This window comes from Arthrobacter sp. B055-34, assembly GCF_059090425.1.
On the sequence record NZ_JBNHFQ010000005.1, the window covers coordinates 285,721 to 310,947 of the forward strand.

21 protein-coding genes, 1 tRNA gene and 1 pseudogene are annotated in these 25,227 nt (G+C 63.9%); 13 read left to right on the forward strand and 10 right to left on the reverse strand.

Features of this window, described 5'->3' with window-relative positions; genetic code table 11:
- Positions 1-19: 19 nt before the first annotated feature.
- The 4 genes from msrA (at position 20) to AC5RWO_RS12165 (ending at position 3,369) form a co-directional block, all read left to right on the forward strand.
- A complete protein-coding gene (gene msrA, locus AC5RWO_RS12150; protein WP_498731607.1) occupies positions 20-544 on the forward strand; it encodes a peptide-methionine (S)-S-oxide reductase MsrA in 525 nt (174 codons plus the stop codon).
- Positions 545-661: 117 nt separating this feature from the next.
- On the forward strand, positions 662-1,597 hold the full coding sequence (gene cysK / locus AC5RWO_RS12155) for a cysteine synthase A (RefSeq protein ID WP_498731608.1): 936 nt from the start codon (positions 662-664) through the stop codon (positions 1,595-1,597).
- Between the two features lie 43 nt (positions 1,598-1,640).
- Positions 1,641-2,228, forward strand: coding sequence for a serine O-acetyltransferase EpsC (epsC, locus tag AC5RWO_RS12160; protein WP_074702081.1), 588 nt, complete (start codon positions 1,641-1,643; stop codon positions 2,226-2,228).
- A 154-nt stretch (positions 2,229-2,382) separates the two neighbouring features.
- The gene (locus tag AC5RWO_RS12165; RefSeq protein ID WP_498731698.1) at positions 2,383-3,369 is read left to right on the forward strand and encodes a diaminopimelate dehydrogenase; all 987 of its coding nucleotides are present in this window, start codon (positions 2,383-2,385) and stop codon (positions 3,367-3,369) included.
- Between the two features lie 67 nt (positions 3,370-3,436).
- On the opposite strand, the gene gnd is transcribed toward AC5RWO_RS12165, so the two are convergent.
- From gnd to AC5RWO_RS12195, 6 genes are all read right to left on the reverse strand, one after another.
- A complete protein-coding gene (gene gnd, locus AC5RWO_RS12170) occupies positions 3,437-4,873 on the reverse strand; it encodes an NADP-dependent phosphogluconate dehydrogenase (protein WP_498731609.1) in 1,437 nt (478 codons plus the stop codon).
- A gap of 159 nt (positions 4,874-5,032) precedes the next feature.
- Positions 5,033-5,983: a serine hydrolase gene (locus tag AC5RWO_RS12175; protein WP_498731610.1), complete on the reverse strand. Its 951-nt coding sequence runs from the start codon at positions 5,981-5,983 to the stop codon at positions 5,033-5,035.
- 158 nt (positions 5,984-6,141) lie between these two features.
- Positions 6,142-6,214, reverse strand: a tRNA-Val gene (locus tag AC5RWO_RS12180).
- 62 nt (positions 6,215-6,276) lie between these two features.
- Entirely contained in the window at positions 6,277-7,164 is an 888-nt protein-coding gene (locus AC5RWO_RS12185) for an NAD-dependent protein deacetylase (RefSeq protein WP_498731611.1), read from the reverse strand.
- Between the two features lie 7 nt (positions 7,165-7,171).
- Complete coding sequence (locus tag AC5RWO_RS12190) at positions 7,172-7,630, reverse strand: peroxiredoxin (RefSeq protein ID WP_498731613.1); 459 nt, start codon at positions 7,628-7,630, stop codon at positions 7,172-7,174.
- Between the two features lie 4 nt (positions 7,631-7,634).
- Positions 7,635-8,054 carry a DUF3052 domain-containing protein gene (locus AC5RWO_RS12195; RefSeq protein WP_498731614.1) on the reverse strand — a complete coding sequence of 140 codons (420 nt, stop codon included), beginning with the start codon at positions 8,052-8,054 and terminating at the stop codon, positions 7,635-7,637.
- A 398-nt stretch (positions 8,055-8,452) separates the two neighbouring features.
- Between AC5RWO_RS12195 and aceE the strand changes: the two genes are divergently transcribed.
- From aceE to fabF, 6 genes are all read left to right on the forward strand, one after another.
- Positions 8,453-11,194, forward strand: a complete 2,742-nt coding sequence (aceE, locus tag AC5RWO_RS12200; protein ID WP_498731615.1) for a pyruvate dehydrogenase (acetyl-transferring), homodimeric type — start codon at positions 8,453-8,455, stop codon at positions 11,192-11,194.
- Between the two features lie 164 nt (positions 11,195-11,358).
- Positions 11,359-12,636 (forward strand): PucR family transcriptional regulator, encoded by a 1,278-nt coding sequence (locus tag AC5RWO_RS12205; protein WP_498731616.1) that lies wholly within the window; start codon positions 11,359-11,361, stop codon positions 12,634-12,636.
- Positions 12,637-12,730: 94 nt separating this feature from the next.
- Entirely contained in the window at positions 12,731-13,711 is a 981-nt protein-coding gene (locus tag AC5RWO_RS12210) for an ACP S-malonyltransferase (RefSeq protein WP_498731617.1), read from the forward strand.
- A gap of 11 nt (positions 13,712-13,722) precedes the next feature.
- Complete coding sequence (locus AC5RWO_RS12215; protein WP_498731700.1) at positions 13,723-14,775, forward strand: beta-ketoacyl-ACP synthase III; 1,053 nt, start codon at positions 13,723-13,725, stop codon at positions 14,773-14,775.
- A 122-nt stretch (positions 14,776-14,897) separates the two neighbouring features.
- Positions 14,898-15,143: an acyl carrier protein gene (locus AC5RWO_RS12220; protein WP_074702064.1), complete on the forward strand. Its 246-nt coding sequence runs from the start codon at positions 14,898-14,900 to the stop codon at positions 15,141-15,143.
- Positions 15,144-15,237: 94 nt separating this feature from the next.
- Positions 15,238-16,473, forward strand: a complete 1,236-nt coding sequence (gene fabF, locus AC5RWO_RS12225) for a beta-ketoacyl-ACP synthase II (RefSeq protein WP_498731619.1) — start codon at positions 15,238-15,240, stop codon at positions 16,471-16,473.
- A gap of 122 nt (positions 16,474-16,595) precedes the next feature.
- Here the strand turns inward: fabF and AC5RWO_RS12230 are convergent, their stop codons facing one another.
- From AC5RWO_RS12230 to AC5RWO_RS12245, 4 genes and pseudogenes are all read right to left on the reverse strand, one after another.
- On the reverse strand, positions 16,596-17,099 hold the full coding sequence (locus AC5RWO_RS12230; RefSeq protein ID WP_074702062.1) for a DUF3145 domain-containing protein: 504 nt from the start codon (positions 17,097-17,099) through the stop codon (positions 16,596-16,598).
- Between the two features lie 206 nt (positions 17,100-17,305).
- A complete protein-coding gene (locus AC5RWO_RS12235; RefSeq protein ID WP_498731621.1) occupies positions 17,306-18,259 on the reverse strand; it encodes a tyrosine recombinase in 954 nt (317 codons plus the stop codon).
- A gap of 88 nt (positions 18,260-18,347) precedes the next feature.
- Complete coding sequence (locus AC5RWO_RS12240) at positions 18,348-19,553, reverse strand: DNA-processing protein DprA (RefSeq protein WP_498731702.1); 1,206 nt, start codon at positions 19,551-19,553, stop codon at positions 18,348-18,350.
- Positions 19,553-20,860: pseudogene (locus AC5RWO_RS12245) on the reverse strand (YifB family Mg chelatase-like AAA ATPase); the annotation flags it as partial. The pseudogene AC5RWO_RS12245 and the gene AC5RWO_RS12240, both read right to left, overlap by 1 nt.
- Positions 20,861-20,879: 19 nt before the next feature.
- On the opposite strand from AC5RWO_RS12245, the gene AC5RWO_RS12250 reads away from it, so the two are divergent.
- The 3 genes from AC5RWO_RS12250 (at position 20,880) to AC5RWO_RS12260 (ending at position 25,202) form a co-directional block, all read left to right on the forward strand.
- A complete protein-coding gene (locus tag AC5RWO_RS12250) occupies positions 20,880-22,289 on the forward strand; it encodes a recombinase family protein (protein WP_498731622.1) in 1,410 nt (469 codons plus the stop codon).
- A gap of 130 nt (positions 22,290-22,419) precedes the next feature.
- Positions 22,420-22,740 carry a helix-turn-helix domain-containing protein gene (locus AC5RWO_RS12255; protein WP_498731624.1) on the forward strand — a complete coding sequence of 107 codons (321 nt, stop codon included), beginning with the start codon at positions 22,420-22,422 and terminating at the stop codon, positions 22,738-22,740.
- The gene (locus AC5RWO_RS12260) at positions 22,737-25,202 is read left to right on the forward strand and encodes a phage/plasmid primase, P4 family (RefSeq protein WP_498731625.1); all 2,466 of its coding nucleotides are present in this window, start codon (positions 22,737-22,739) and stop codon (positions 25,200-25,202) included. Before AC5RWO_RS12255 ends, AC5RWO_RS12260 begins: the two co-directional genes overlap by 4 nt.
- The last annotated feature ends 25 nt before the right edge of the window (positions 25,203-25,227 follow it).

Consider the following 25,227-nt stretch of genomic DNA (forward strand, 5'->3'; position numbering starts at 1 on the left):
TCTGACATTGTTAACGACCATGAAGACTTTTGTTTTGGGCGGCGGCTGCTTCTGGTGTCTGGACGCGGTGTACCAGAAGACCCGCGGAGTGACCGAAGTGGTTTCCGGCTACACCGGCGGCCACACGCAGAATCCCTTCTATGAAGTGGTGTGCTCCGGCACCACGGGGCACGCGGAAGTCGTGGCGGTGACCTTCGACGAGACGGTGGTGCCCGAGGACGTCATTCTGGACATGTTCTTTGTCTCCCACGATCCGACCACTCTGAACCGCCAGGGGTACGACGTCGGCACTCAGTACCGCTCGGTCATGTACTACACAGACCAGGAGCAGAAGCAGTCGTTCGAAACCGCGATCGAGCGGGCCCAGCCGCTGTGGGACAACCCGATTGTCACCGAGGTGTCCGAGCTGCCGACATTCCACACAGCCGAGGAATACCACCAGGATTTTTACGCCAAGCACCCCGAGCAGGGGTATTGCCGCGTCATAATCGACCCGAAATTGGCCAAAGCCAGAAAATATTACGCCCAGTGGCTGGCGGCTTAGCCCGGCGCTGTGAGCGCTGGCTAGGCTAAACGTATCTTTGCTCCGGGCGTGTCAGCACTGCCCGCTGCGTGTACATCCATATCGGCCATGGGCCGGAAAAGGCAGGAATCAGCAATAATGGCACGTATTTACGACGACGTAACCCAGCTTGTTGGACGCACTCCCCTGGTTCGGCTTAACCGTCTGGCCGATGGGCTGCCGGCGACGGTAGCCGTGAAGCTGGAGTTCTACAACCCGGCCAACAGCGTCAAGGACCGGATCGGCGTCGCCATCGTGGATGCCGCCGAGCAGGCCGGCGCACTCAAGCCCGGCGGAACCATTGTAGAGGGCACCTCCGGCAACACCGGCATAGCGCTGGCCATGGTGGGCGCTGCACGCGGCTACAAGGTCATTCTCACCATGCCGGAGACCATGTCCACCGAGCGCCGTGTCATGCTGCGCGCCTTCGGCGCCGAGATCGTGCTGACCCCGGGTTCCGAAGGAATGCGGGGCGCGGTGGAGAAGGCCAAGGAAATCGTGGCCACCACGGACAACTCCATCTGGGCGCAGCAGTTCGCCAACCAGGCCAACGTCGCGATCCACCGCTCCACCACCGGCGAAGAGGTCTGGGCAGACACCGACGGCGAAGTAGACATCTTCGTTGCGGGCATCGGCACGGGCGGCACCATCACCGGCGCCGGCCGCCTGCTGAAGGAACGCAAACCTTCAGTCCAGGTCATCGCCGTCGAGCCCGAGGACTCCGCCATCCTTACCGGCGGCAATCCCGGGCCGCACAAGATCCAGGGCCTGGGCGCGAACTTCGTCCCCGAAATCCTGGACACGGATGTCTACGACGAGGTGCTCGACGCCCCCACTGAAGCTTCGGTAGCCGTGGCACGCCAGCTCGGCATCAAGGAAGGCATCCTCGGCGGCATCTCCGCCGGTGCCGCCGTCTGGGCCGCCCTCGAGGTAGCCAAGCGTCCGGAGAACGCGGGTAAGCTGATTGTGGCCGTGGTCCCGGACTTCGGCGAGCGTTACATCTCCACCATCCTGTACGACGACATCCGCGGTTAAGTTGTCCGGCCGCCCAGCGGTTACTGCCGATCAGAAAGCTTCCATGGGTTTCATAGCGCGACTGCGTGAAGATCTCGAGACCGCCCGGTCACACGACCCGGCGGCCCGTGGGTCCGTAGAGAACTTTTTAGCCTATTCGGGCCTGCACGCCATCTGGATCCACCGGGCGACACATAAGATGTGGGCCAATCCGTCGTTGCGCTTCCCTGCGCGGCTGCTCTCGCAGCTGGGGCGGTTTGTGACCGGCATCGAGATCCATCCCGGTGCCACCATTGGCCGCCGGTTCTTCATCGACCACGGCATGGGCGTGGTGATCGGCGAGACGGCGGAGATCGGCGAAGACGTCATGATCTACCACGGCGTCACGCTCGGCGGCCGTTCGCTGGCCAAGGTTAAGCGACACCCCACCATCGGTGACCGCGTGGTCATCGGGGCGGGCGCGAAAGTGCTGGGTCCGGTTGTTATCGGCGCGGACAGCGCGGTGGGAGCCAACGCCGTCGTTGTTAAGGACGCACCCCCGGAATCCATCATCACCGGCATTCCCGCAACGTTCCGGCACCGCGATCCGCAGCGGGAAACGACGCCCGCCGTGGACCCGGCCGAATACATCGATCCCGCCATGTGGATCTGATCTGCTGACTTCCGAAGGCCCCGGACTGCTCCTGCGGCAGCCCGGGGCCTTCGGCGTTTCCGGCCCGCTTCCACAGGGGCCGGTTGAGCTTGGCACGAAAGTGCTGCCCGCCCGCAGCTCTGCTCGGTGGGCGAACCTGATGAGCGGACTGACCATGGGTGAAACCATCCGCATCGGCATTGCCGGCTACGGAAACCTGGGCCGCGGCGTGGAGGCCGCGGTGGAGAAGAACGCCGACATGCAGCTGACCGGGATCTTCACGCGCCGCCAACCGGCGGACCTGGTACCGCTGCATCCCGGGACCGCCGTGTACGCCATGACCGACTTGGCTGCCTACGAGGAGGACATCGACGTGCTGATCCTGTGCGGTGGCTCAAAGGAAGACCTCCCTGCGCAGGGACCGGTCCTGGCTGCACAGTTCAACACCGTGGACAGCTTTGACACCCATGCGCGCATTCCGGAGTATTACGACGCCGTGGACGGCCCGGCACGCGCCAACCGGAAGACTGCGTTGATTTCCGCCGGCTGGGATCCGGGCATGTTCTCCATCAACAGGGTTTACGGCGAGGCTCTCCTGCCCGACGGCGACACGTACACGTTTTGGGGCCGGGGCCTGAGCCAGGGGCATTCCGATGCCGTCCGCAGGGTGCCCGGGGTAGCCGGCGGCGTGCAGTACACCATTCCCTCGCAGACGGCCATCGACAAGGTCCGCAATGGCAGCCGTCCGCAGCTGGAGACCCGGGAGAAGCATGTACGCGAGTGCTTCGTAGTGCTGGCAGACGGCGCGGACCCCGCGGCAGTCAAGGAGGCCATCGTGACGATGCCGCACTACTTCGACCAGTACGACACGGAGGTGCACTTCATCACGGCAGAGGAACTCGCCCGGGCCCACCGCGCAATGCCGCACGGCGGTTTCTCGATCCGCAGCGGCAACACCAGCGGCGAGCATGCGCAGGTCATTGAATACGGCCTCACGCTCGAGAGCAACCCGGAGTTCACCGCCAGCGTCCTGGTGGCCTACGCACGCGCGGTGCACCGGCTGAACCATCAGGGCCAGTTCGGCGCCGTGACCGTCCTGGACGTGCCGCCGGGACTGCTCTCGCCCAAGTCCGCAGCGGACCTACGCGCCGAACTGCTGTAATCCTGCCGAAGCTAGTGGTCCTGCCGGTGCGGCCCATCAGACCGCTCCGGCAGGACCGTTCGCCTTGTTAGTGCGTGTCCACAGCCTCGACCTCGGACTTATCGCCGCTCCACTGCGTGTGGAAGGTGCCCTCGGCGTCAACCCGACGGTAGGTATGGGCGCCGAACAGGTCGCGCAGGCCCTGCGTCAGGGCAGCCGGCAGCCGCTTGCGGCGCAGGCCGTCGTAGTAGGCCAGGGAGCTGGAGAAGACCGGGACGGGGATGCCCAGTTGCACGGCGGTCGCCACGACGCGGCGCCAGGCCGGTACCGCTGCCGCAATGGCTTCGGCGAAGGCCGGAGCGAACAGCAGGTTCTCGGGGCGGTCCTCATCGGCGTAGGCCTTCATAATGTCATCGAGCAGCTCGGCGCGGATGATGCAGCCCGCACGCCATAGCGAAGCGATTTCGTCCAGCTTCAGTTCCCAGCCGTATTCCTTCGCCGCCGAGGTGAGCATGTCGATGCCCTGGGCGTAACTGACCAGCTTCGACGCGAACAGCGCCTGGCGGACGTCCTCGACGAAGCCCTCGGGTACCTGCACCTGCTCTTCGTGGCCGGCCAGCACGTCCTGCGCCAAGGCCCGCTGGTCCCGCTGCGAGGACAAGCCGCGGGCGAAGACGGACTCGGCGATACCCGATACCGGCGAGCCCAGTTCCAGTGCCGAGACAACCGTCCAGCGCCCGGTGCCCTTCTGGCCGGCGGAATCAACAACGACGTCGATAAACGGCTTCGAGGTCCTGGCGTCCGTATGTGCCAGTACCTCCGCAGTGATCTCGATCAGGAACGACGACAGCTCGCCCTTGTTCCACTCGGTGAAGATCTCTGCCTGCTCGGCAGGCTCAATGCCGGCGCCGGACCTCAGCAGGTCGAAGGCCTCGCCGATCACCTGCATGTCCGCGTATTCGATGCCGTTATGGACCATCTTCACAAAGTGACCCGCGCCGTCGGTGCCGATCCAGCGGCAGCAGGGATCGCCGTCGTACTTTGCTGAAATCTTTTCCAGCATGGGGCCGAGGGAATCGTAGGATTCGCGCGAACCGCCCGGCATGATGGACGGACCGAGCAGGGCGCCTTCCTCGCCGCCGGAGACTCCGATTCCGACGAAGTGCAGGCCCTTCTCGGCCAATGCGGCTTCGCGCCGGCGAGTGTCCTCATAGTGCGAGTTGCCGGCGTCGATGACAATGTCGCCCTCTTCAAGCAGCGGAGTCAGCTGCTCGATGACCGAATCCACGGGTTTTCCGGCCTTGACCATGATCAGCACACGGCGTGGCTTCTGCAGCGAGTCCACCAGCTCCTGCAGTGACTCGGTGCGGACGAAGTCGCCTTCATCCCCGTGCTGGTCCAGCAGGGCATCGGTCTTCTCCACCGAACGGTTGTGCAGGGCAACGGTGTAACCGTTACGGGCAAAATTCCGTGCCAGGTTGGCGCCCATGACTGCCAGACCTGTCACACCGATGTGTGCGCTCATTACTCTCCAGTGCTTGTTTGCTTGCGTGGACCCGGGCCTGCTCGCGTGGGCAGCCCGGATAGGTATCCACGCTCCAGCCTAGTCCGGCAGCGCCCGGGCGGTTAAGCCGTTGCACTATTTTGCACGGCCAGCTCTTGGTGCCCACCGGCATTACGGGGGTCAGTTGGATCCGGCACGCCCCTGGGCTGCATCGCTGCGTTCGAGTTCATGGATGATGCCCGCAATGTCTTCGATCAGTGAGACACCGTCTTCCATCTCCGGATGGCCCGACGAGAGAACGGTGATCCCGTACTCCGTGCTGTCCTCACTGACGTAGCCGATGCTGTTGACATCCCATTTGCCGTCGTCGTCCTGCAGCCAGCCGTTCTTCAGTGCCACTGAGGCGTGGGTGGTGCCGGAAGGAACTCCCCAGTACTGGGACGATTCCACCCGGTTCATCAGTTTCTGGAGATAGGCCAACTGGTCTTCATTCAGCCAGTCGGTTCCGTAGATGACGGCGTTGACGATCTTGAGCTGGTCAGCTGCAGTGGTGGTCGACGCGCCCCAGAGGGGGCCTGCCTCCGTGCTCGTCAAGGCCAGCAGGTCGTAGGTCTCCTGCAACGCCTCGGCCCCGCCGATGTTCCGGTAGAGCTCGTTAGTGGCGTCATTGTCGCTTGACTGGATCATGCGGGCCGCCAGGTCCATCTCATCGGAAGTCAGTCCCCGGCCTTCCTCCGTGGCTTCACGGATCAGCGTCAGGACCATGGACACCTTGACGATGCTTGCTTCCATATAGCCTTGGCGGGCGTTGTAGGTCCAGGTTTCATCCGTGGCCGGGTCGTACACCGCGGCGGAGAACGTCTTCCCTGTTGCGGCTGCATACTCGTCCATTGCGGCCGAAAACTGCTGCTCATCCAGGCTGGGCTCAGGCGCCTTCGCATCCGCGCCGGCGCCTTCCTGGCCGTTCACCCGGTGATTCTCTACCTGGCTTGCCCTGGAGATGGCCTGGGCCTGCAGGTCCTCGTCCCCGCCCCGGCTGTCGACCGCTACGTCTACAGTCTGCGCGGCAAGGAGGATGGCGGCCGCACTCCCCAGGAGGGCAAAGATCGGCCGACGTTTGGTGCTAGGCATTGACTACCTTCGGATCGGAAACCGGTTTCATCTTTGCTACCACAGCAACATGGCCGGGGTCTCAACGCAACCTGTGCAGGAGCTGGACGCTGCGCCTGGAACTGGCCACGTATTGCCGTTAAATACAGCAGGGCTCCGTTGCCGGAACCCTGCGAGGGTGGGTCCTACCGGGATCGAACCGATGACATCCACGGTGTAAACGTGGCGCTCTACCAGCTGAGCTAAAGACCCAATGGTGATGTTTTGTACAGTGCCGCAGTGCGTTATCCGCCGCAACATCACAAGGAAATACTCTACCGGATAACTGGCCCGATGTGCCAACTGGACTCACTGGCATCATCTGCATCATCGGCGAACAGGGCAGGAAGCTCCGCTGTGAGGCTCTCCAGACTCTCAGAGACGCCTGCCTCGAGCTTCACCGCCGCCAGTTCATCACCGCGTGTGCTGCCGCGGTTGATGATGACCACCGGCTTGCCTGTTTTGGCGGCATGGCGGACAAAACGCAGCCCGCTCATGACCGTCAGCGATGATCCCGCCACCAGCAGTGCCTCGGCGCGGTCAACCATGGCATAGGCCGCGGCAACGCGGTCCTTGGGAACGTTCTCGCCGAAATAAACAAAGTCCGGCTTCAGCATCCCCCCGCACACTTCGCAGTCCGCGATGACAAAGTGCGCCGTGTCACCGACGTCGGCGTCCGCGTCGGGGGCCACATCGCCGGGATCGGCTGAGAAGTCGGGCCATCCGGGATTCATGGCTTCCAGTCGGTCCGCGAGTTCGGAACGGTCGATTACCCGGCGGCACTGCAGGCAGATGACCTTATCGAACCGCCCGTGTAGGTCAATCACATTTATGCTGCCGGCGTCTTCATGAAGACGGTCCACGTTCTGGGTGATCAGCCCTGTCATCAGCCCCGCATGTTCCAGGGCCGCCAGGGCGAGATGGCCGGCATTGGGCTCGGCCCGGTGCATGTGGCGCCAGCCGACATGGTTGCGCGCCCAGTACCGGCGACGCAACAGTTCATCCGACACGAACTGCTGATATGTCATGGGGCTGCGCGGCACGGAGTCCGGCCCACGGTAATCCGGGATGCCCGAATCCGTGCTGAGGCCGGCACCCGTGAGGACAGCAAGACGACGGCCGGCCATGGCACTGAGCGCCTGGTCAAACCGTCGCCGGTCCATAAGCAGCCTAAAGCTCTTTCAGCAGGCGGTGGTACTCCTGGATATCCCGCGCCTGGGTACGAGGGCTGTTGATCACGTGACGCAGGATTCCGTCCGCGTCCACGATGAACGTTCCGCGTCCTGCCATTCCGGATTCTTCGTCGAACACGCCATAAGCCTTCGCCACGCCGCCATGCGGCCAGAAATCGGCGAGCAGATCGAATTCGTAGCTTTCCTGCTCGGCAAAGGCCCGCAGCGCGAACTTATGGTCAACGGACACGGCTAGCAATCGGGCGTTTTGATCCTTGAAAGACGCCAGATCGTCACGTAGCGCGCACAGTTCGCCGGTGCAGATCCCGGAGAAAGCAAAGGGGTAAAAGACGATTACGACGGACTGGCCGCGGAGTTCGGAGAGACGGATCGGCTCCCCGAACTGGTTGGACAGCTCAAAATCCGGGGCAGCCTTGCCGACGGCGGGAAAACTCATACGGTTATTTGTTCCTCTTGCTTACGAGCCGGGCTGCCGCCCAGTCATCGGAGACTCCTGCTGACGTGGTGACGTGCAGTCCTGCCGTGGGTGCTGCTTCCTGGATATCCGACGGCGGCACGTAGCCGTCCCGTCCCGATTTCGGCGTCAGGACCCACACCACACCGCCGTCGTCGAGCATGGTGAGGGAATCCACCAGCGCGTCTACCAGGTCTCCGTCACCGTCCCGCCACCAGAGAATGGCAGCATCGACGGAATCCTGGTCGTCCTCGGAGAGCAGTTCGGAGCCAGTCAACTCTTCGATGTCGGCACGCAGATCGAAATCCACATCCTCGTCGTAGCCGAACTCCTGTATTAGGTCTCCGTCTTTGAAACCCAACTTGCCTGCCACATTGTCAACCGTGGCGGCCTCGGCCTCGCTCACTGTGCTCCTCCTGGTTGGAACTGTCTTGCAACTGTCGTACCTGCATGTACAGGACCGGGGCGGTCCTGTAATGGATACTACAAGCCAACACCCTATTGGCGGATGCATCAAGCCAGCCGCCGCGTCCGGTGTGAAAAAGGCTGCCCCTGCTGCAATTGTGATAATGCGTCCATCCACCGCGTAATCAACGGGTTCACGGGCAGCCCCGCGGCTACGCTATGGCACTATGAGCGGCTAGAGTTGCACGAAGAATATCCGCGCGCGTCCAAACCGGACTGCGCCGGGATTCAGCGACCAATGCTTCCGCTTGAAGCCGGAGACATTGCCCGCCGTAAGCGCGGCCGGGACGCTTGACCATGCACGGCGCAGACACAATCTGCACATAAGAGAGGTTGGACGTGAGCGCAGGAGAAGATACCTCGCACATCCTGAGCGGGCTGACACACCAGCTCCCGGACCGCGATCCTGAGGAAACCGCGGAATGGATCGAATCGCTGGACCAGCTGATTCAGTCCCAAGGCACCGAGCGCGCACAGTTCATCATGCGCTCCCTGCTGCAACGAGCGGGCGCCCAGAGCGTCGGCGTGCCCATGGTCACCACCACGGACTACGTCAACACCATTCCCGCCGACCAGGAACCTGCCTTCCCGGGCAAGGAAGAAATCGAACGCAAGTACCGGGCCTGGTTGCGCTGGAATGCCGCGGTGCTGGTGCACCGCGCGCAGCGGCCCGACATCGGCGTCGGCGGTCATATCTCCACCTACGCCGGCGCGGCCACCCTGTATGAAGTCGGGCTTAACCACTTCTTCCGAGGCAAGGACCACCCCGGCGGCGGCGACCACGTCTTCTTCCAGGGACACGCTTCCCCAGGCATGTATGCCCGTGCCTTCCTCGAAGGCCGCATGAGCGAAGAGGACCTGGACGGTTTCCGGCAGGAGAAGTCCAAGGCCGGCCATGCGCTCTCGTCCTACCCGCACCCCCGGCTGATGCCGGAATTCTGGGAGTTCCCGACGGTCTCCATGGGTATCGGCCCGATGAACGCCATCTACCAGGCGCAGTCCAACCGCTACCTGCACAACCGCGGCATCAAAGACACATCGGACCAGCACGTCTGGGCCTTCCTCGGCGACGGCGAAATGGACGAGCCGGAAAGCCGCGGCCTGCTCCAGCTGGCCGCCAATGAAAACCTCGACAACCTCACCTTTGTCATCAACTGCAACCTCCAACGCCTTGATGGCCCGGTACGCGGCAACGGCAAGATCATGCAGGAACTCGAAGCGTTCTTCCGCGGCGCCGGCTGGAATGTCATCAAGGTTGTTTGGGGCCGTGAGTGGGATCCCCTGCTGGCCGCCGACAAGGACGGCGCCCTGATAGGCGTCATGAACGAAACCCCGGACGGCGACTACCAGACCTACAAGGCCGAGTCCGGCGGCTTCGTCCGCGAGCACTTCTTCGGCAAGACGCCGCAGACCAAGGAAATGGTGTCGCACCTTTCTGATGAAGAGATCTGGAACCTCAAGCGCGGTGGCCACGACTACCACAAGGTCTACGCCGCCTACAAGGCTGCCACCGAGTTCGAGGGCAAGCCGACGGTCATCCTGGCGCACACCGTCAAGGGCTACGGCCTGGGCACCCACTTCGAGGGCCGCAATGCGACCCACCAGATGAAGAAACTGACTCTGGATGATCTAAAGCAGTTCCGCGACCACCTGCGGATCCCGATCAGCGACGAGCAGCTCGAAGCCGACCCGTACCGGCCGCCGTACTACCATCCAGGACAGGACTCCCCCGAGATCCAGTACCTGCAGGAGCGGCGCAAGGCTCTGGGCGGTTACGTGCCCGAGCGGCGGAACACTGCGGAGCCGATCCATCTGCCTGACGACAAGGCCTACGAGGTTGCCAAGCGCGGCTCCGGCAAGCAGATGGCTGCGACCACGATGGCCTTCGTGCGTCTGCTGAAGGATCTGATGCGGGACAAGGACTTCGGCAAGCGGGTTGTCCCGATTGTGCCGGACGAAGCCCGTACCTTCGGCATGGACTCGTTCTTCCCGACGTCGAAAATCTACAACCCCAAAGGCCAGAACTACCTGTCCGTGGACCGCGACCTGGTCCTGGCGTACAAGGAGTCCATTTCCGGGCAGATCCTGCACGCGGGCATCAACGAGGCCGGTTCCACCGCCGCCTTCACAGCTGCAGGAACCGCCTATGCCACCCACGGCGAGCCGCTGATTCCGATCTACATCTTCTACTCGATGTTCGGTTTCCAGCGCACCGGTGATTCCTTCTGGGCCGCCGGGGACCAGATGACCCGAGGCTTCATCATCGGCGCCACGGCCGGCAGGACCACGCTCACCGGAGAAGGCCTGCAGCACGCAGACGGCCATTCGCCGCTGCTCGCTTCGACCAACCCGGCGGTCGTCACCTACGATCCCGCGTACGGCTACGAAATCGGACACATCATGAAGTCCGGCCTGGAGCGCATGTATGGACCCGATTCCAAGGATCCGAACGTCATGTACTACCTGACGGTCTACAACGAGCCGATCCTGCAGCCGGCAGAGCCCGAAGAGCTCGACGTCGAAGGTCTGCTCAAGGGCATCTACCTGCTGGCGCCGGCCAAGGTTGACGGTCCTAGGACCCAACTGCTGGCTTCCGGTGTCTCAGTACCCTGGGCGCTTGAGGCGCAGCAGATCCTCGCCGATGAATGGGGCGTCTCCGCCGACGTATGGTCCGTCACTTCCTGGACCGAGTTGCGCAGGGATGGCCTGGCGGCAGAGGAAGAAGCCTTCCTGAACCCCGGCTCCGAGCCGCGCAAGCCGTTTGTCACGGGACAGCTTGAGGGCGCCACCGGGCCCATTGTTGCCGTGAGCGACTACATGAAGGCGGTGCCGGACCAGATCCGCCAGTTCCTGCCCAATGAGTTCGCCACGCTCGGTGCGGATGGCTTCGGCTTCTCCGATACCCGTGCAGCTGCCCGACGGTTCTTCAAGATCGACAGCCACTCGATCGTCGTCCGCGCCTTGGAAATGCTCGCCCGCCGCGGTGAGGTGGACCAGAACGCTCCCAAGGAAGCCTTCGACCGGTACAAGCTCAACGACGTCACGGCCGGTACGTCCGGAAACGCCGGCGGCGATTCCTGACCAAGCGGCATGAGTGGAAAAGCAGCGGAACCTCCGGAAGGGGTGCCCGCTGCTTTTTTATCTCCCCGACCCGCGTCGGGCTCGGGAACAGTTCCCGCCTTTTTAGTAGGAACCACACAAAAGAGCGAATGGAGCACAGGACGCCAAGTGCGTATGCTCAAGGCATGCCCCAGCCCCGGACCAACGCCGCAACCCCGGCCCCGCAAGCGTCGCCGAAGAGCGCGGCGCGCGGCACCAGACCGCCCTCAAGCAAGCAGCCGCCAGCTACCGCAGCCACCCTTGACCGGCTCAGGTCAAAGATCGGCGCATTGTCTACCACGACGCTCAAGCGGCTGGAAAGCGAGCTGCCCTGGTACCGCAGCCTTCGTCCCGACGAGCGGGCCGCGCTGGGCCTGGTTGCACAAAAAGGTATCGCCTCCTTCGTAACCTGGTATGAACGTCCGGCATCGCCTGCCTGGGTCATGAACGACGTTTTCGGTACGGCTCCGACCGAACTTACCCGGTCAATCAGCCTGCAACGCGCCCTGCAGTTGATCCGGGTGGTCGTTGAAGCCGTGGAGGACCAGGTCAGCGACTTGGCCGGCGGCAGCGACGAAGCATCGCTGCGTGAGGCAGTCCTGAGGTACTCCCGGGAGGTGGCCTTCGCCGCCGCGGACGTCTATGCGCGTGCCGCCGAGACCCGTGGTGCTTGGGACACAAGGCTGGAGGCGCTTGTCGTCGACGCGATCCTGCGTGGCGAGAGCTCGGACGCCTTGCGTTCTCGTATCGCCGCCGTCGGTTGGAAATCCGCCGGCAGGATTACCGTCATGGTCGGCAGCTCCCCGTCGGAACCGAGCCCGTCCTTCGTCGCTGAAATACGCCGGGCCAGTTCACGGTTTGCCGACGATACCTTGGTGGGGATCCAGGGCGAGAGGCTGATTCTGGTACTTGGCGGCATCTCCGACCAGGGCTCAGCCTTCATCCGGCTCAGCGAACTGTTCGGTCCCGGCCCCGTTGTCTACGGACCGGAAACCAAATCGTTGGTTGACGCAAGCATGTCGGCGCAGGCAGCTTTTGCCGGCCTCTCGGCTGCAAGGGCATGGCCAGGTGCGCCACGTCCTGTGGCGGCAAACGATCTGTGGCCCGAACGTGTCATGTCGGGAGACGACGCCGCACGCCGCGACCTGTACAAGTACATCTACGTGCCGCTGGTCAACGCCGGAAATGGACTCAGCGAAACGCTCTCCAGCTACCTGTCCCTCGGCCATTCCCTGGAGGCGACCGCCAGGGAACTCTTCGTCCATGCCAACACCGTGCGGTACCGTCTGCGGAGAGTGTGCGACGTGACGGGCTGGGATCCGCTGCTCCCCCGCGAGGCGTTCGTTCTGCAAACAGCCCTCGTTGTTGGCCGTCTGGTGGCCGCGGCGCGGCCCGCCCAGGAGCGCGCGCCTACTCGGCAGTAACAACCTGTCCTTGTAGACTTCCTACAAAGGGATCAGGCGAGCTTCGTTTGCCAAAACACCCTAAGAAACCCAACCTCTTTGGAAAGCTGGATAAGTGCTTGCAATTGTCTGCCCGGGCCAGGGCTCCCAGACCCCAGGATTCCTCTCCCCTTGGCTAGACGTCCCCGGCGTCGCTGAGCACCTGAGCTTGCTCAGCGACATTGCGAAGCTGGACCTCGTAGCCCACGGAACCACTTCCGACGAAGAGACCATCAAAGATACAGCCGTCGCCCAGCCGTTGATCGTCGCGGCCGGCCTCATGGCGGCCAGGGCGCTGACGGCGGACGAGCCGCTGGATCTTTCCACGGTTGTGGCCGGACACTCCGTCGGTGAAATTACGGCCTCGGCCATAACCGGCGCCCTAACGGAAAACGATGCGATGGCCTTTGTCCGCGAACGCGCCAACGCGATGGCCCAGGCCGCGGCCCAGACGCCGACAGGCATGAGTGCAGTGCTCGGCGGAGACGAGTCGGAAGTTCTCGCAGCTATCGACGCCGCCGGGCTTACGCCCGCGAACGCGAACGGCGGCGGGCAGATCGTGGCAGCCGGCACCTTTGACCAACTCCAGAAGCTGGCGGATAACCCTCCGGCCAAGGCCCGTGTCATCCCTCTGAAGGTGGCCGGCGCCTTCCATACCGAACACATGGCGCCCGCCGTCGGTGTCTTGGAAGGGCTGCGTCCGCAGCTTTCCCCTGCCTCTCCGGCACTGACGCTGCTATCCAACTACGACGGCGAACCGGTTGCCGGCGGCGAGCAGAACCTGGACAGTCTGATAGCCCAGGTCTCCAGGCCCGTCCGCTGGGATCTGTGCATGGAGGAACTGCTCTCCGTGGGCGTGACCGGCCTGCTCGAACTGCCGCCAGCGGGGACGCTGACGGGGCTGGCGAAGCGTGGCATGAGGGGTGTCGCTACAATGGCCCTGAAATCCCCTGATCAGCTCGAGCAGGCCCGTGCCTTCATCGCCGAACATACACAGCAGACACCGGCCGGCGCCGCCCTTACCAATGAACATAAGTCTGGAGACATCCACCAGTGAGCACCCCCGTCATGCGCCAGTCCCCACTGCGCGAACATTCCCGCATCCTCGGTATGGGAGCCTTCCGGCCCGATGTCATCGTCACGAACGACGATGTCTGCCAGTGGATTGAATCATCGGACGAGTGGATCCGCCAGCGGACCGGAATTGTGACGCGCCACCGGGCCGGGGCGGACACTTCCGTTGTGGACATGGCCGAGGGCGCTGCCAATGAAGCACTCGAGAAGGCCGGCATCGAAGCCTCCCAGCTCGGGGCCGTCATCGTCTCGACAGTCTCGCACCCGTACGCCACACCGTCGGCCGCTGCAGCCCTGGCAGACCGGCTGGGGGCAACGCCCGCGCCGGCATTCGATATTTCCGCTGCCTGCGCCGGTTACTGCTACGGCATTGCCCAGGGCGACGCCCTGGTCCGTTCCGGCGCGGCCGAATACGTTCTGGTGGTAGGAGCTGAGAAGCTCTCGGATGTGATCGACAACTCCGAACGGACCATCTCCTTCCTGCTCGGTGACGGTGCAGGCGCCGTTGTTATCGGCCCTTCCGACACACCCGGCATCGGACCATCGGTCTGGGGCTCGGACGGGAGTAAATGGGACGTCATCGGCATGACCCATTCGCTGAACGACGTGCGGGAGCTGTCCTTGGCGGCAGAGGCCGCGGGCTCTCTCTCCGCAGCTGCCGCACAACGGAGCGAGGACGGCAAGAAGCTGTGGCCCACCTTGCGGCAGGACGGACAGTCGGTCTTCCGCTGGGCCGTGTGGGAAATGGCAAAGGTTGCCAAGCGCGCCCTGGACGAGGCCGGGGTCAAGCCGGAAGAGCTGGCCGCGTTCGTCCCGCACCAGGCCAATATGCGCATCATCGACGAGATGATCAAGCAGCTCAAGCTTCCGGAAAGTGTCGCGGTCGCCCGCGACATCGCAGATGCCGGGAACACGTCGGCGGCGTCCATCCCACTGGCCGCGCACCGGCTGCTGCAGGAAAACCCCCAGCTCAGCGGAGGCCTGGCGTTGCAGATCGGCTTCGGCGCGGGGCTGGTCTTCGGTGCACAGGTCATCGTTCTGCCGTAGTATCGCAGTCGTTCCGCTGCATTTTCCCCTGCATGTGAACAGTTTTCCATTCCAAGCCGTATTCAGCGGTTTGACAACCCCGGCCGGACACCGTGCCGGCACCACAAGAAAAGGAGCCTTCAATGGCTAGCAACGAAGAAATCCTGGCAGGCCTGGCCGAAATCGTTAACGAGGAAACCGGCCTCGCTCCCGAGGCTGTCGAACTGGACAAGTCCTTCACCGACGATCTGGACATCGACTCCATCTCCATGATGACGATCGTCGTCAACGCTGAGGAAAAGTTCGGCGTCCGCATTCCCGATGAAGAGGTCAAGAACCTCAAGACCGTTGGCGACGCCGTAGACTTCATCGCCAACGCCCAGGCGTAAGTTTTCCCTTCACAGGGACCGGCGGCCGGGTGGAAATCGGTCCGGCCGCCGACTCTTGCATTTTTTGCCCCACACCCTTGGAGAGAATAAGTAAATGGCACGCAAAGTAGTCATCACCGGCCTTGGCGCCACCACGCCCATCGGCGGCGACGTCCCCACGATGTGGAAGAACGCTCTAAAGGGCGTATCAGGCGCCCGCACCCTTGAAGACGATTGGGTAGCCCGCTACGAACTCCCCGTGACCTTTGCCTGCCGGGCCTCGAACAAGCCGGACGAAGTACTGACCCGCGTCGAGGCCAAGCGAATGGATCCCTCCACGCAGTTCGCCGTGGTCGCCTCGCGTGAAGCCTGGAAGGACTCGGGAATCGAGGATATCGACCACGACCGGCTGGCCGTAGCTTTCGCTACCGGTATCGGCGGCGTCTGGACACTTCTGGATGCTTGGGACACCCTCCGGGAAAAGGGGCCCCGCCGGGTCCTGCCGATGACTGTGCCCATGCTGATGCCCAACGGCCCGTCAGCAGCGGTGAGCATGGATCTAGGTGCCCGCGCCGGCGCCCACACTCCTGTTTCCGCGTGCGCCTCAGGCACCGAGGCCATCGCCATGGGCGTTGATCTCATCCGCGCCGGCAAGGCCGACGTCGTCATGACCGGCGGCGCCGAAGCTGCCATCCATGCCATGCCGATTGCCGCCTTCAGCGCCATGCAGGCGCTCTCCAAGCGCAACGACGACCCTGAGCACGCCTCACGGCCGTACGATGTGGACCGCGACGGATTCGTCATGGGCGAAGGAGCCGGCGCGCTCGTCCTTGAGGCCGAGGAACACGCCCTGGCCCGCGGCGCCCGTATTTACGCCGAACTCGCCGGCTCCGGAGTTACCGCCGATGCGTACCACATCACGGCCCCGGATCCGGAAGGCCTTGGAGCGACCCGGGCGCTCAAGGCAGCTATGTTTGACGCCCGCGCCCAGGCCGTAGACGTGGTCCATGTCAACGCTCATGCCACCTCCACTCCGGTCGGCGACAAACCCGAGTACACGGCGCTCAAGGCTGCCCTGGGCAATCAGGTGGACAACGTCTCGGTCTCGGCAACAAAGTCACAGACTGGACATCTCTTGGGTGCCTCGGGCGCCGTCGAATCTGTCATGACGGCTCTTGCCGTGTACGAACGCAAGGCACCTGTGACCATCAACCTCGATAACCAGGATCCGGAGATCCCGCTGGACGTCGTGACCTCCGCTCGGGATTTGCCCAGCGGCGACATTGTGGCGCTGAACAACTCCTTCGGTTTCGGCGGACACAACGCCGTCGTCGTGTTCCGGAACGCCTGACCGTACGGGAACAGGAATTCCTGCCGTAGATTAGCAAAGGAGAGGCTGCCCAGCGGTTCGCTGGGCAGCCTCTCCTTTGCTTTGATGTTGGATGAGCGGCGAAGACGCTTGATGCAGGAGTGTCACCCGACTTGGTGAAGCCACCGGACGGGCGCGCCCTCGGCTGCATGCCGGAAGGGTTCCAGCTCTTCATCCCAAGCCTCGCCCAGTGCCAAGGAGAGCTCGTGGTACACAGCTGCCGGATCACCGGCGCCCGTCTCGTAGGCGTAGCGGATGCGGTCTTCCGAAACCATGATGTTGCCATGGACGTCTGTTGCCGCGTGGAATATGCCGAGCTCGGGCGTATGCGACCAGCGGCCCCCGTCGACGCCGGGGCTCGGCTCTTCTGTCACCTCATAACGCAGGTGGGCCCAGCCGCGCAAGGCGGACGCCAGCATAGAACCTGTCCCCTGTGGACCAATCCACGAGAGTTCGGCCCGGAACATTCCGGGCGCAGCAGGTTGAGGGGTCCAGTCAAGATCCGTTCGCTTGTCCACGACGGATCCGACGGCCCACTCGATGTGGGGGCATAGCGCTGTAGGCGCCGAATGCACAAACAGCACACCACGCGTCATCACAACAGACATCCCATCCTCCAATTTGCTGTAGGTACGTCTTCCCCAACGACCTTCAGCCCACGGACAGTTATCTGATTCCGACGCTGCTATTGCTCAGGTTGATTCGACGATACATCTATCAGTATTTCGTCAACCCGATGGATTATGTGACTCATTCTGCCGCATGTCCGGGAATTCCGCCAGCGTAACTACCGAGTTGCCATTCACCGACCGCATTAGGCGCGTGGATGTGCCTGCTTATAGCTTGCTCGCAGGCGATCCACCGATACATGGGTATAGATCTGTGTAGTCGCCAGGGACTCATGGCCAAGAATCTCCTGGACGGCGCGGAGGTCCGCGCCACCGTCGAGCAGATGGGTAGCGGTACTGTGGCGCAATGCGTGCGGGCTGGTGGCGGCGGTGTCGCCCAGTCCGGCAAACAGGCGTGCGGAAACGTCCCGCACCTGCCGCTGGTCGATCCGTTTTCCCCGGCGGCCCAGAAACAGCGCCGGACCGCTGGCATCCGTGGCCAGCGCTCCCCGACCGCGGCGAAGCCAGTCGTCCAACGCAGTAGCGGCAGGAACGCCATAGGGAACAGCGCGCTCCTTATTGCCCTTACCCAGCACGCGTACCAGCCTGCGGTCCTGGTCAAGGTCGTCAATGTCCAGTCCGGCTAACTCCCCAACACGAATTCCTGTGGCGTAGAGAAGTTCGATCAGCGCACGGTCGCGCAGCGGAACGGGCTGCCCCTCGGCCGCTTCCTCGGACAGCGTCAAGAAGAGTTGTTCCACTTGGCGCCGCTGCAGGACGTGGGGCAGCGTCCGTTGGCGTTTGGGGGCCTGCAAGCGCACTGCAGGATCGTTTCCGATCAGCTCTTCGCGCAGGGCCCACGCGGTAAACATTCGGGCGGCCGCGGCACGGCGGGCGATGCTGGACCGGGCCAGTCCGTCGGCATTCATGGTGCCCAGCCAAGCACGTAAAGTCAGCAGACTGAGTCCACGTAAATCAGTTATGGAGTTGTCCGCCGCGAAGTTGAAGAGCTGATGGAGGTCGGCGAGATAGGCACGTGTGGTGTGTTCCGAATGGGCACGTTCGGCAGTCAGGTACTTTTCAAACCCGCTGAACGCTGAGCAGAAGCTTTCCGGCCATGGCCGGCTCAATGCAGCTTCCGGCGTCTCACGAGCATTCATCGTTCCACTGTCCTCGATCCCGGTCTCGAACTCAAGACGCCACACGTTAGGCTTGGGCAGGATTTAGGAAGCTAGGACCACCCAGCATTCAGCCCCGCCGTTGCCGCCGCCAGCCCGACGAATCCTGCTGGGCAAGGGACATGATCTCCAGCCGGCCGAGCCCCGCCAGCACCGCCCTCATGGGCAACCCTGCTACAGCCGAAAGCTTCTCGACCGTGGTTCCCTGCCTCACGGGCAGTGCGTCCAGCAGGAGCAAGTCCTCCACGCTGAGACCGTCATGATCGGAGAGCGGCGCCTGCTGCTCTCCGGCTACCCCTGCATCAAGGGGTCCCGCCAGTTCAGCAACTTCCGCAGCGTTGGTTACGCAGACTGCGCTGCCGTCCCGCAGCAGCCGGTGGGTGCCCGCAGAGTTCGCCGAGTAAATGGATCCCGGCACTGCGCCGACCGGACGGCCAAGTCCAGCAGCATGGTGCGCCGTGTTCAGCGCACCCGAGCGCCACCGGGCTTCTACGACTACCGTGGTACCGGCCAGCGCGGCGATTAATCGGTTGCGCTGGAGGAACCTCCAGCGAGTTGGTGCGGCGCCCGGCGGCAGCTCGGAGAGCAGAAGTCCTCGGCTGGCGACCGTTCGGAGCAGTTCCTCATTCCCCGCCGGATAATAGCGGTCCAGCCCGCACGCCATGATGGCAACGGTGGCTGGCCAATGCCCTGGCTCCGCGGCTGCCAGGGCGGACCGATGCGCCTGGGCGTCGATGCCGTAGGCACCTCCGGAAGCCACGCAATAGCCCTTTTGCGTCAGGCCTGCTGCCAGGTCGCCGGTAGCAGAGTTGCCGTAGTTCGTGCTGTCCCTTGAACCAACCAGGGCTACGGTGCGTTCTGCTGGAGGAATTCCGCCTGAGTGTTGCCCGCGGACCCACAGGCACAGCGGTTCTGCGAGCTCGAGATCAGCCAGTGCCATTGGCCAAGACTCATCGCCTGGCACCAGAACAGTCCCGCCAAGGCGATCGATCGTGGCCAGGTCCCGATCCGGGTCCAGATCCTTAATGCGCGGATGCCAGCGCTGCAGGGCTTCGGAAAGCATTCCCTGCTGGCTGCGTGACTGTTCCCGGTTCAGCAGGCGGTACAGCTCAGCCTGCAGCTCCGGCCCCGGTTTCACCTCGCCTGTAGCGATACGCAGCCCATCCAGGGCGCCAACGGCCGCGACAAGGGCGAGTCCCACCCAGTCCGAAGGCTCCATGAGCCGCGATAAGGCCGCCCGCGCCCTGCGGTCGGCGGCCGGAGTAGTCGTCGTCATCATGCTGCACCCACCTGTTGGCGGAAAGCCAGCGCTGTGCTGACGCAGTCTCGATCGGGAACCGCCAGACCCGCCAGGTCGGCCATGGTCCAGGCCACCCTGAGCACGCGGGCATAGCCCCGGCCTGTCAGCACATCGCGCTCCATTGCCTTGTCGAGGTCAACCGTTGCCGTGCGCGAAAGCCGCAGCTCGGTCTTGAGCAGCTCGGCTGAAACCTCAGAATTCAGTTCGTGTCCCCAACGCCCCAGCCGCTCCCTTTGGGCCCTCCTGGCTTCGCGCACCCGCGTCGCAACGGTACGGCTTGCTTCCTGCTCAGCGGCGCCGGCCATGTCGGCCAGCGACAGCCGGTTGAGCCGCAGCTGAAGATCTATGCGGTCTATTAGAGGTTTGGACAACTTGCCGAAATACCGGCGGCGTTGCATGGGCGTGCAGCTGCACTCCAGTCCTTTGCCGCTGGCCATCCCACAGGGACAGGGATTCGCCGCCAGCACCAGCTGGAAGCGGGCAGGATAGGCAGCCGTCCCCGCTGCCCGGTGGAGCACCAGGTTCCCGCTCTCCAGCGGCTGCCGCAGCGCATCCAGTACGGCGCGGTCATATTCAGGCGCCTCGTCGAGGAAGAGGACGCCGCGGTGTGCCCGGGATGCTGCACCAGGGCGCGGGACTCCGGAACCGCCGCCGATGATGGAAGCAGTGGTGGCCGTGTGATGCGGGTTCTCAAATGGCGGACGCCGCAGCAACTGGGTCAAATGAGCGGCTGTATTGCTCAGGGAATGAACCGCCGTGACCTCCATGGCGTGGTGGTCCGGCAGGTCCGGCAGCAGACCGGGCAGGCGTTCCGCCAGCATCGTCTTACCGGCCCCGGGCGGACCGACGAGCATGACGTGGTGCCCGCCGGCAGCCGCAACCTCCATGGCAGTCCTGGCTTCGTGCTGGCCTGCGATGTCTGCCATGTCGGGTTCGCGGCATTCACCGGCTGACGGGCTCTCGCGCCCGGTGGGAGTTTCCTCTGCCCCTCCCACCGGAAGCAGCAGCGGGACCGGATCCGCCCCATAGGCAAGGAGCAATTCAGCCAGAGTTCCATAACTCCGGACCTTGCCCCCCGGAACCAGTTCCGCTTCCGCCCGATTGGCCGCCGCCACGACGACCTCTGGGTGGCCGTCATCAACCGCTGCCATGACGGCCGGCAATACTCCCCGGATGGGCCTCAGCCTGCCGTCAAGTCCCAGTTCGGAAAGGAACACGGTCCCGCCGCTTGGCCGGACATCACCGGCTGCCTGCAGGGCCGACATCAGAATTGCCAGGTCAAAAGGTTACTCTAGACACATTATGAAAAGCAATCGGATAGCAGGGATCTACACCCGAATTTCCAACGACCGGGAAGGGGCCGGGCTCGGCGTGCAGCGGCAGGAGCAGGACTGCCGCGAACTCGCCGCACGGCTCGGCTGGACCGTCGGCACCATCTACCAAGACAACGACATTTCCGCCTACCAGCGGAAGAAGCCGCGCCCCGGTTATAACGCCATGCTGCGCGACTTACAGGCAGGCACCGTCAACGCCGTCATCGCCTGGCACTCCGACCGGCTGCACCGCCGCACAGCCGAACTCGAACAATTCATTACCATCGTTCAGGACTCCGATGCTGCTATTGCCACCGTCCGTGGCGGCAAGATCGACCTCAGCACCCCCGACGGCCGCATGAATGCAAAAATTCTCGGTTCCATTAGCCAACGCGAAGTGGAGCACGGCCGGGATCGGATGATCCGTGCCAAGCAACAGGCGGCGGAAAAGGGCCAATGGCGTGGCGGTCCCCGCCCGTTCGGATACGAAGCAGACGGCCAAACCATCAACGAACGCGAAGCCAAGGCCGTGCAGCAGGCCGCAAGCGCACTGCTGGCCGGCCAGTCCCTGCGCTCCATCGCCAAGGAGCTAACCGCGCAGGGCTTCACCAGCACCTCGGCCAAGGCACGCCCCATCACTGACCGCTCCCTGCGGGAAATCCTGCTCCGGCCAAGGAACGCCGGATTCATCGAGGCGAACGGGCGAATACTGGATGAGCCCGCTAAGTGGGATCAGATTCTGCCGGAGGCAACATGGCGCGCCGTCGTTTCCATTCTCAAAAACCCCGACCGCCGCACCAACGCCGGAAGCGAGCGCAAATGGCCTGGATCCAACCTCTACCGCTGCGGCATATGCGGGGAACCTGTCCGCGCTTCCATGACCAGCGGGCAGCGCCGCGTCTACAGGTGCAACCAAGGCAGCGGGCACGTTACGCGGAACCTCACAGCCACCGACGAATACGTTTTCAAAGTCATCGCGGCCCGGCTGTCCATGCCCGACGCGCTGCAAGCACTCACCGCCGGTAACGACGTGGACATAGCACCACTGCGCGACGAAGCCGCAAGCCTGCGCGAACGCCTCGCGGGCCTCGGCACGGACTACGCCGACGGGATCCTAACCCCGTCGCAACTTAAGACAGCCACCCGGCGGCTCGAAGAAAAAATAGCCGGCATCGAAGAGCAGCTGGCCGACGCTGGGCGGGCAGCCGGCATGAACGACCTGCTCACCGCACCGGACGCCGCCACCGCGTTCCATGCCGCGCCGCTCGGGCGGCAGCGGGCCATCATCGACGCGCTGGCTACGGTGACCATCCTTCCGACAGGCCGGGGCCGTCCGCCCGGCTGGGAACCCGGCACACCCTATTTCACGCCCGACTCCATCCGGATCAACTGGAAGTAAGAAGTCTCACTCCCGAAGCCTCCACAAAGCCGCTTTATGTTGCAGAAACGCCACTTATGATCAAAACTACCGGCGCAGAATCCGCGCCAAGGAGATACCCCAACAAGTACAGATAGACGGAGGACACAATGTGTCCACCAAACAAACCCGTCCCGTATCGGACGAACCACCGCGGCTGAACATCAACCAGGCAGCCCAACTGCAAGGCGTCAGCGCAAGCACCATCCGGAGACAGATAAAATCCGGCGCGCTGCCAGCCGTCAAAGTTGGCCCGCATTCCGTCCGCATCCGGCGCGATGACCTCGACAAGGCCGCCGTACCCGCCGGGGCGGACCCCGTCGAAACCCACATCCAAAAACTCGTCGAATCCGCCCCGAAGCTGACCCCCGAGCAAGCGCAAAAAATCGCCGCACTGTTGCGCGCTTCCGGAAACGGCGGTGCCACGGCATGACGGCACAAGAAAGCCCCTCGGTCATATCGGGTACCGAGGGGCCATCAAATCGTCCTGCTGCGGACAATCCCATTATAGGCCAGAGTGCCGACGCTCACGCCGGCCGTACAGTCACGAATCCATTACTCGAAGACGCCGAAGCGCTCGAATTCATCCTTGCGCTAAATGCCCTCGGCGTCCCACTGTTCACCGCGCCGCCCGGCAGCAACGGCAGCGAATACGACCGCCCGCAAGGCTGGCAGCAACTCACCGCAGACGGCAACCCCGAGCGGCTGCGCCGGATGCAGCACGGCGACGCCATCATGGCCGCAACCGGCGGCCCCCTCGCCGTCATCGACGTCGACACAAAAAACGGCGCGGACCCCGACCAAGTGCGGCACCTGCTCGACAGCCTCAGTATCACCATTCACGCCGAAATCGCCACCCCATCCGGCGGCCGGCACTTCTACGTCGCCGGACACCCCGACCTGCCCAACATCGCCGCACAGGACGGCCGGCCAGGACTCTCCGGATACGCCGGCGTCGAAATCCTCTCCCACGGCCGAAACGCCTTTGCCCCCGGCACCCGCCGCGCCAGCTACCACGGCGCTGGATACCGAGTCATCACAAACGACCTGCCCACGCCGGAAGACGGCACCGACCCCGACGAAGGCGAAACCCTCGCCGCATGGGCAACGGACAACCGGACCACCAAGACGGCCGAATTCATCCCCGGCCCCGCATGGGACGGCACACCGCCGGACAAACGCCAAACGGCCTACCTAGAAAAAGCCCTCGCGCGGCAGACCGCAGAAGTCGCCGCCACGCAGCCCGGCGGCCGGAACAACGCACTGCGCAATGCCGCGCTCAAAATGGGCTCATTCATCAGCGGGGCTGGACTCAACGAACAAACCGCGTTTACACGGCTGCTCGACGCAGCCACCGCGGCCGGACTCGCGGAAGCGGAAGCCATCCCCACCATCAGATCCGGCATCGGCGACGGCCGGAAAAACCCGCGCCCCGTCCCACCGCCCAAGACCATCGAAGGTTTCGACGCACCGGAAAAAAACGGCGGCACCATGACCATCAACACCGCCACCGGCGAAATCATCGACCCGGCAGAAACACCCGCAGGGCAGCAAAACAAGTGGAACGACCACGGCCTACGCTCGCACCAGCGCATCGCCGCCAGATTCACCCAATACGCCGCCGGGCGCGCCCTCTACGTCAACGGCGCAGGCTGGCACTACTGGGACGGCACCCGCTGGGCACCCGACCACCGGGAAGCCCGCGTAAACCGCATGCTCACCAAACTGCTGCGGCAGTCCTGGGCCGAAGCCATCGGAGACAAAGACCTGCAGGCCGACGTCAAGGCCAGCATGACCGCCAGCGGATCCGACGGCGTCCTCTCCCTCGCGTCCCGGCAGTTGTTCGCAGCGCAGACCGACACAGACCCATGGCTGCTCAACTGTGCGAACGGAACCCTCGACCTGCACACGCTGACACTGCGCCCACATGACCCGGCCGACCACATCACGAAAGTCACGCGCGCGGCCTACCGGCCCGGGACCACCAGCAACCCATGGACCGGATTCCTGGCCTCATCCCTGCCGGACCCGCAGGTACGGGCATTCCTGCAACGCTACGCCGGGCTCGCACTCATCGGCCGCGTAATCGAGCACGTTTTAGTGATCGCAACCGGCACCGGCCGCAACGGTAAAGGCGTCATGGCCGGAGCGGTTTCCAACGCACTGGGCGACTACGCCGTGACCGCCAGCAACGACCTGCTGACCACCGGCCGGCATGGACACAAATCCGCCAGCGAGCTCGCCGCACAAATGGTTCTGCGCGGTGCCCGCTGGGCGGTCATGTCGGAATTGTCCAAGGGCGACCGGATGAACGAAGCCACCATGAAATATCTGACCGGGGCCGACACGATCACCGCGAAAAGCATGGGCCAGAACTTTGTGGAGTTCGCACCGTCCCACACCTTCCTGATGCTCACCAACGATCTGCCCGCAGTGGACGCCACGGCGCAGGCGGCATGGGACCGCATCCGCGTTGTCCCGTTCGACGTGTCGTTCAAAGGCCGGGAAGATACCAGCCTGCCCGAACGTCTGGAAGCCGACGCCGACGCGGTTCTTTCCTGGGCAGTGGAAGGGCTCGCGGCCTACCAGCGGCAGGGCCTGGACGAGCCGCCCGCCGTTCGCGCCAAGACCGAGACTTACCACACGGAAAACGACCCGCTGGCCCGCTTCCTCGCCGATGAATGCGTGACCGGCCCGGCGCAGTCCGTAGCTAAGCGGAAACTGGCCAACGAGTATGCCGATTGGGCTCGCCGGAACAGCGAACCGGAGCTAAGCGCCCATGCTATTGCCGCCCGCCTGAAGCAGGTTCCCGGCGTCACCGAAACACGGTCAAGCAGCGCGCGCGGATGGCAAGGACTCGGCTTGCGCGTGAAGCCCGAAAATGGCCCTGACTAGTGACAATGACACTTCATGACGATTA

Bases quoted from the DNA above. Each gene is read 5' to 3' on its own strand.
- msrA (WP_498731607.1), top strand. From the start codon at position 20: ATGAAGACTTTTGTTTTGGGCGGCGGCTGCTTCTGGTGTCTGGACGCG.
- cysK (WP_498731608.1), top strand. From the start codon at position 662: ATGGCACGTATTTACGACGACGTAACCCAGCTTGTTGGACGCACTCCC.
- epsC (WP_074702081.1), top strand. From the start codon at position 1,641: ATGGGTTTCATAGCGCGACTGCGTGAAGATCTCGAGACCGCCCGGTCA.
- AC5RWO_RS12165 (WP_498731698.1), top strand. From the start codon at position 2,383: ATGGGTGAAACCATCCGCATCGGCATTGCCGGCTACGGAAACCTGGGC.
- gnd (WP_498731609.1), bottom strand. From the start codon at position 4,873: ATGAGCGCACACATCGGTGTGACAGGTCTGGCAGTCATGGGCGCCAAC.
- AC5RWO_RS12175 (WP_498731610.1), bottom strand. From the start codon at position 5,983: ATGCCTAGCACCAAACGTCGGCCGATCTTTGCCCTCCTGGGGAGTGCG.
- AC5RWO_RS12185 (WP_498731611.1), bottom strand. From the start codon at position 7,164: ATGGACCGGCGACGGTTTGACCAGGCGCTCAGTGCCATGGCCGGCCGT.
- AC5RWO_RS12190 (WP_498731613.1), bottom strand. From the start codon at position 7,630: ATGAGTTTTCCCGCCGTCGGCAAGGCTGCCCCGGATTTTGAGCTGTCC.
- AC5RWO_RS12205 (WP_498731616.1), top strand. From the start codon at position 11,359: ATGCCCCAGCCCCGGACCAACGCCGCAACCCCGGCCCCGCAAGCGTCG.
- AC5RWO_RS12215 (WP_498731700.1), top strand. From the start codon at position 13,723: ATGCGCCAGTCCCCACTGCGCGAACATTCCCGCATCCTCGGTATGGGA.
- AC5RWO_RS12220 (WP_074702064.1), top strand. From the start codon at position 14,898: ATGGCTAGCAACGAAGAAATCCTGGCAGGCCTGGCCGAAATCGTTAAC.
- fabF (WP_498731619.1), top strand. From the start codon at position 15,238: ATGGCACGCAAAGTAGTCATCACCGGCCTTGGCGCCACCACGCCCATC.
- AC5RWO_RS12230 (WP_074702062.1), bottom strand. From the start codon at position 17,099: ATGTCTGTTGTGATGACGCGTGGTGTGCTGTTTGTGCATTCGGCGCCT.
- AC5RWO_RS12235 (WP_498731621.1), bottom strand. From the start codon at position 18,259: ATGAATGCTCGTGAGACGCCGGAAGCTGCATTGAGCCGGCCATGGCCG.
- AC5RWO_RS12240 (WP_498731702.1), bottom strand. From the start codon at position 19,553: ATGACGACGACTACTCCGGCCGCCGACCGCAGGGCGCGGGCGGCCTTA.
- AC5RWO_RS12250 (WP_498731622.1), top strand. From the start codon at position 20,880: ATGAAAAGCAATCGGATAGCAGGGATCTACACCCGAATTTCCAACGAC.
- AC5RWO_RS12260 (WP_498731625.1), top strand. From the start codon at position 22,737: ATGACGGCACAAGAAAGCCCCTCGGTCATATCGGGTACCGAGGGGCCA.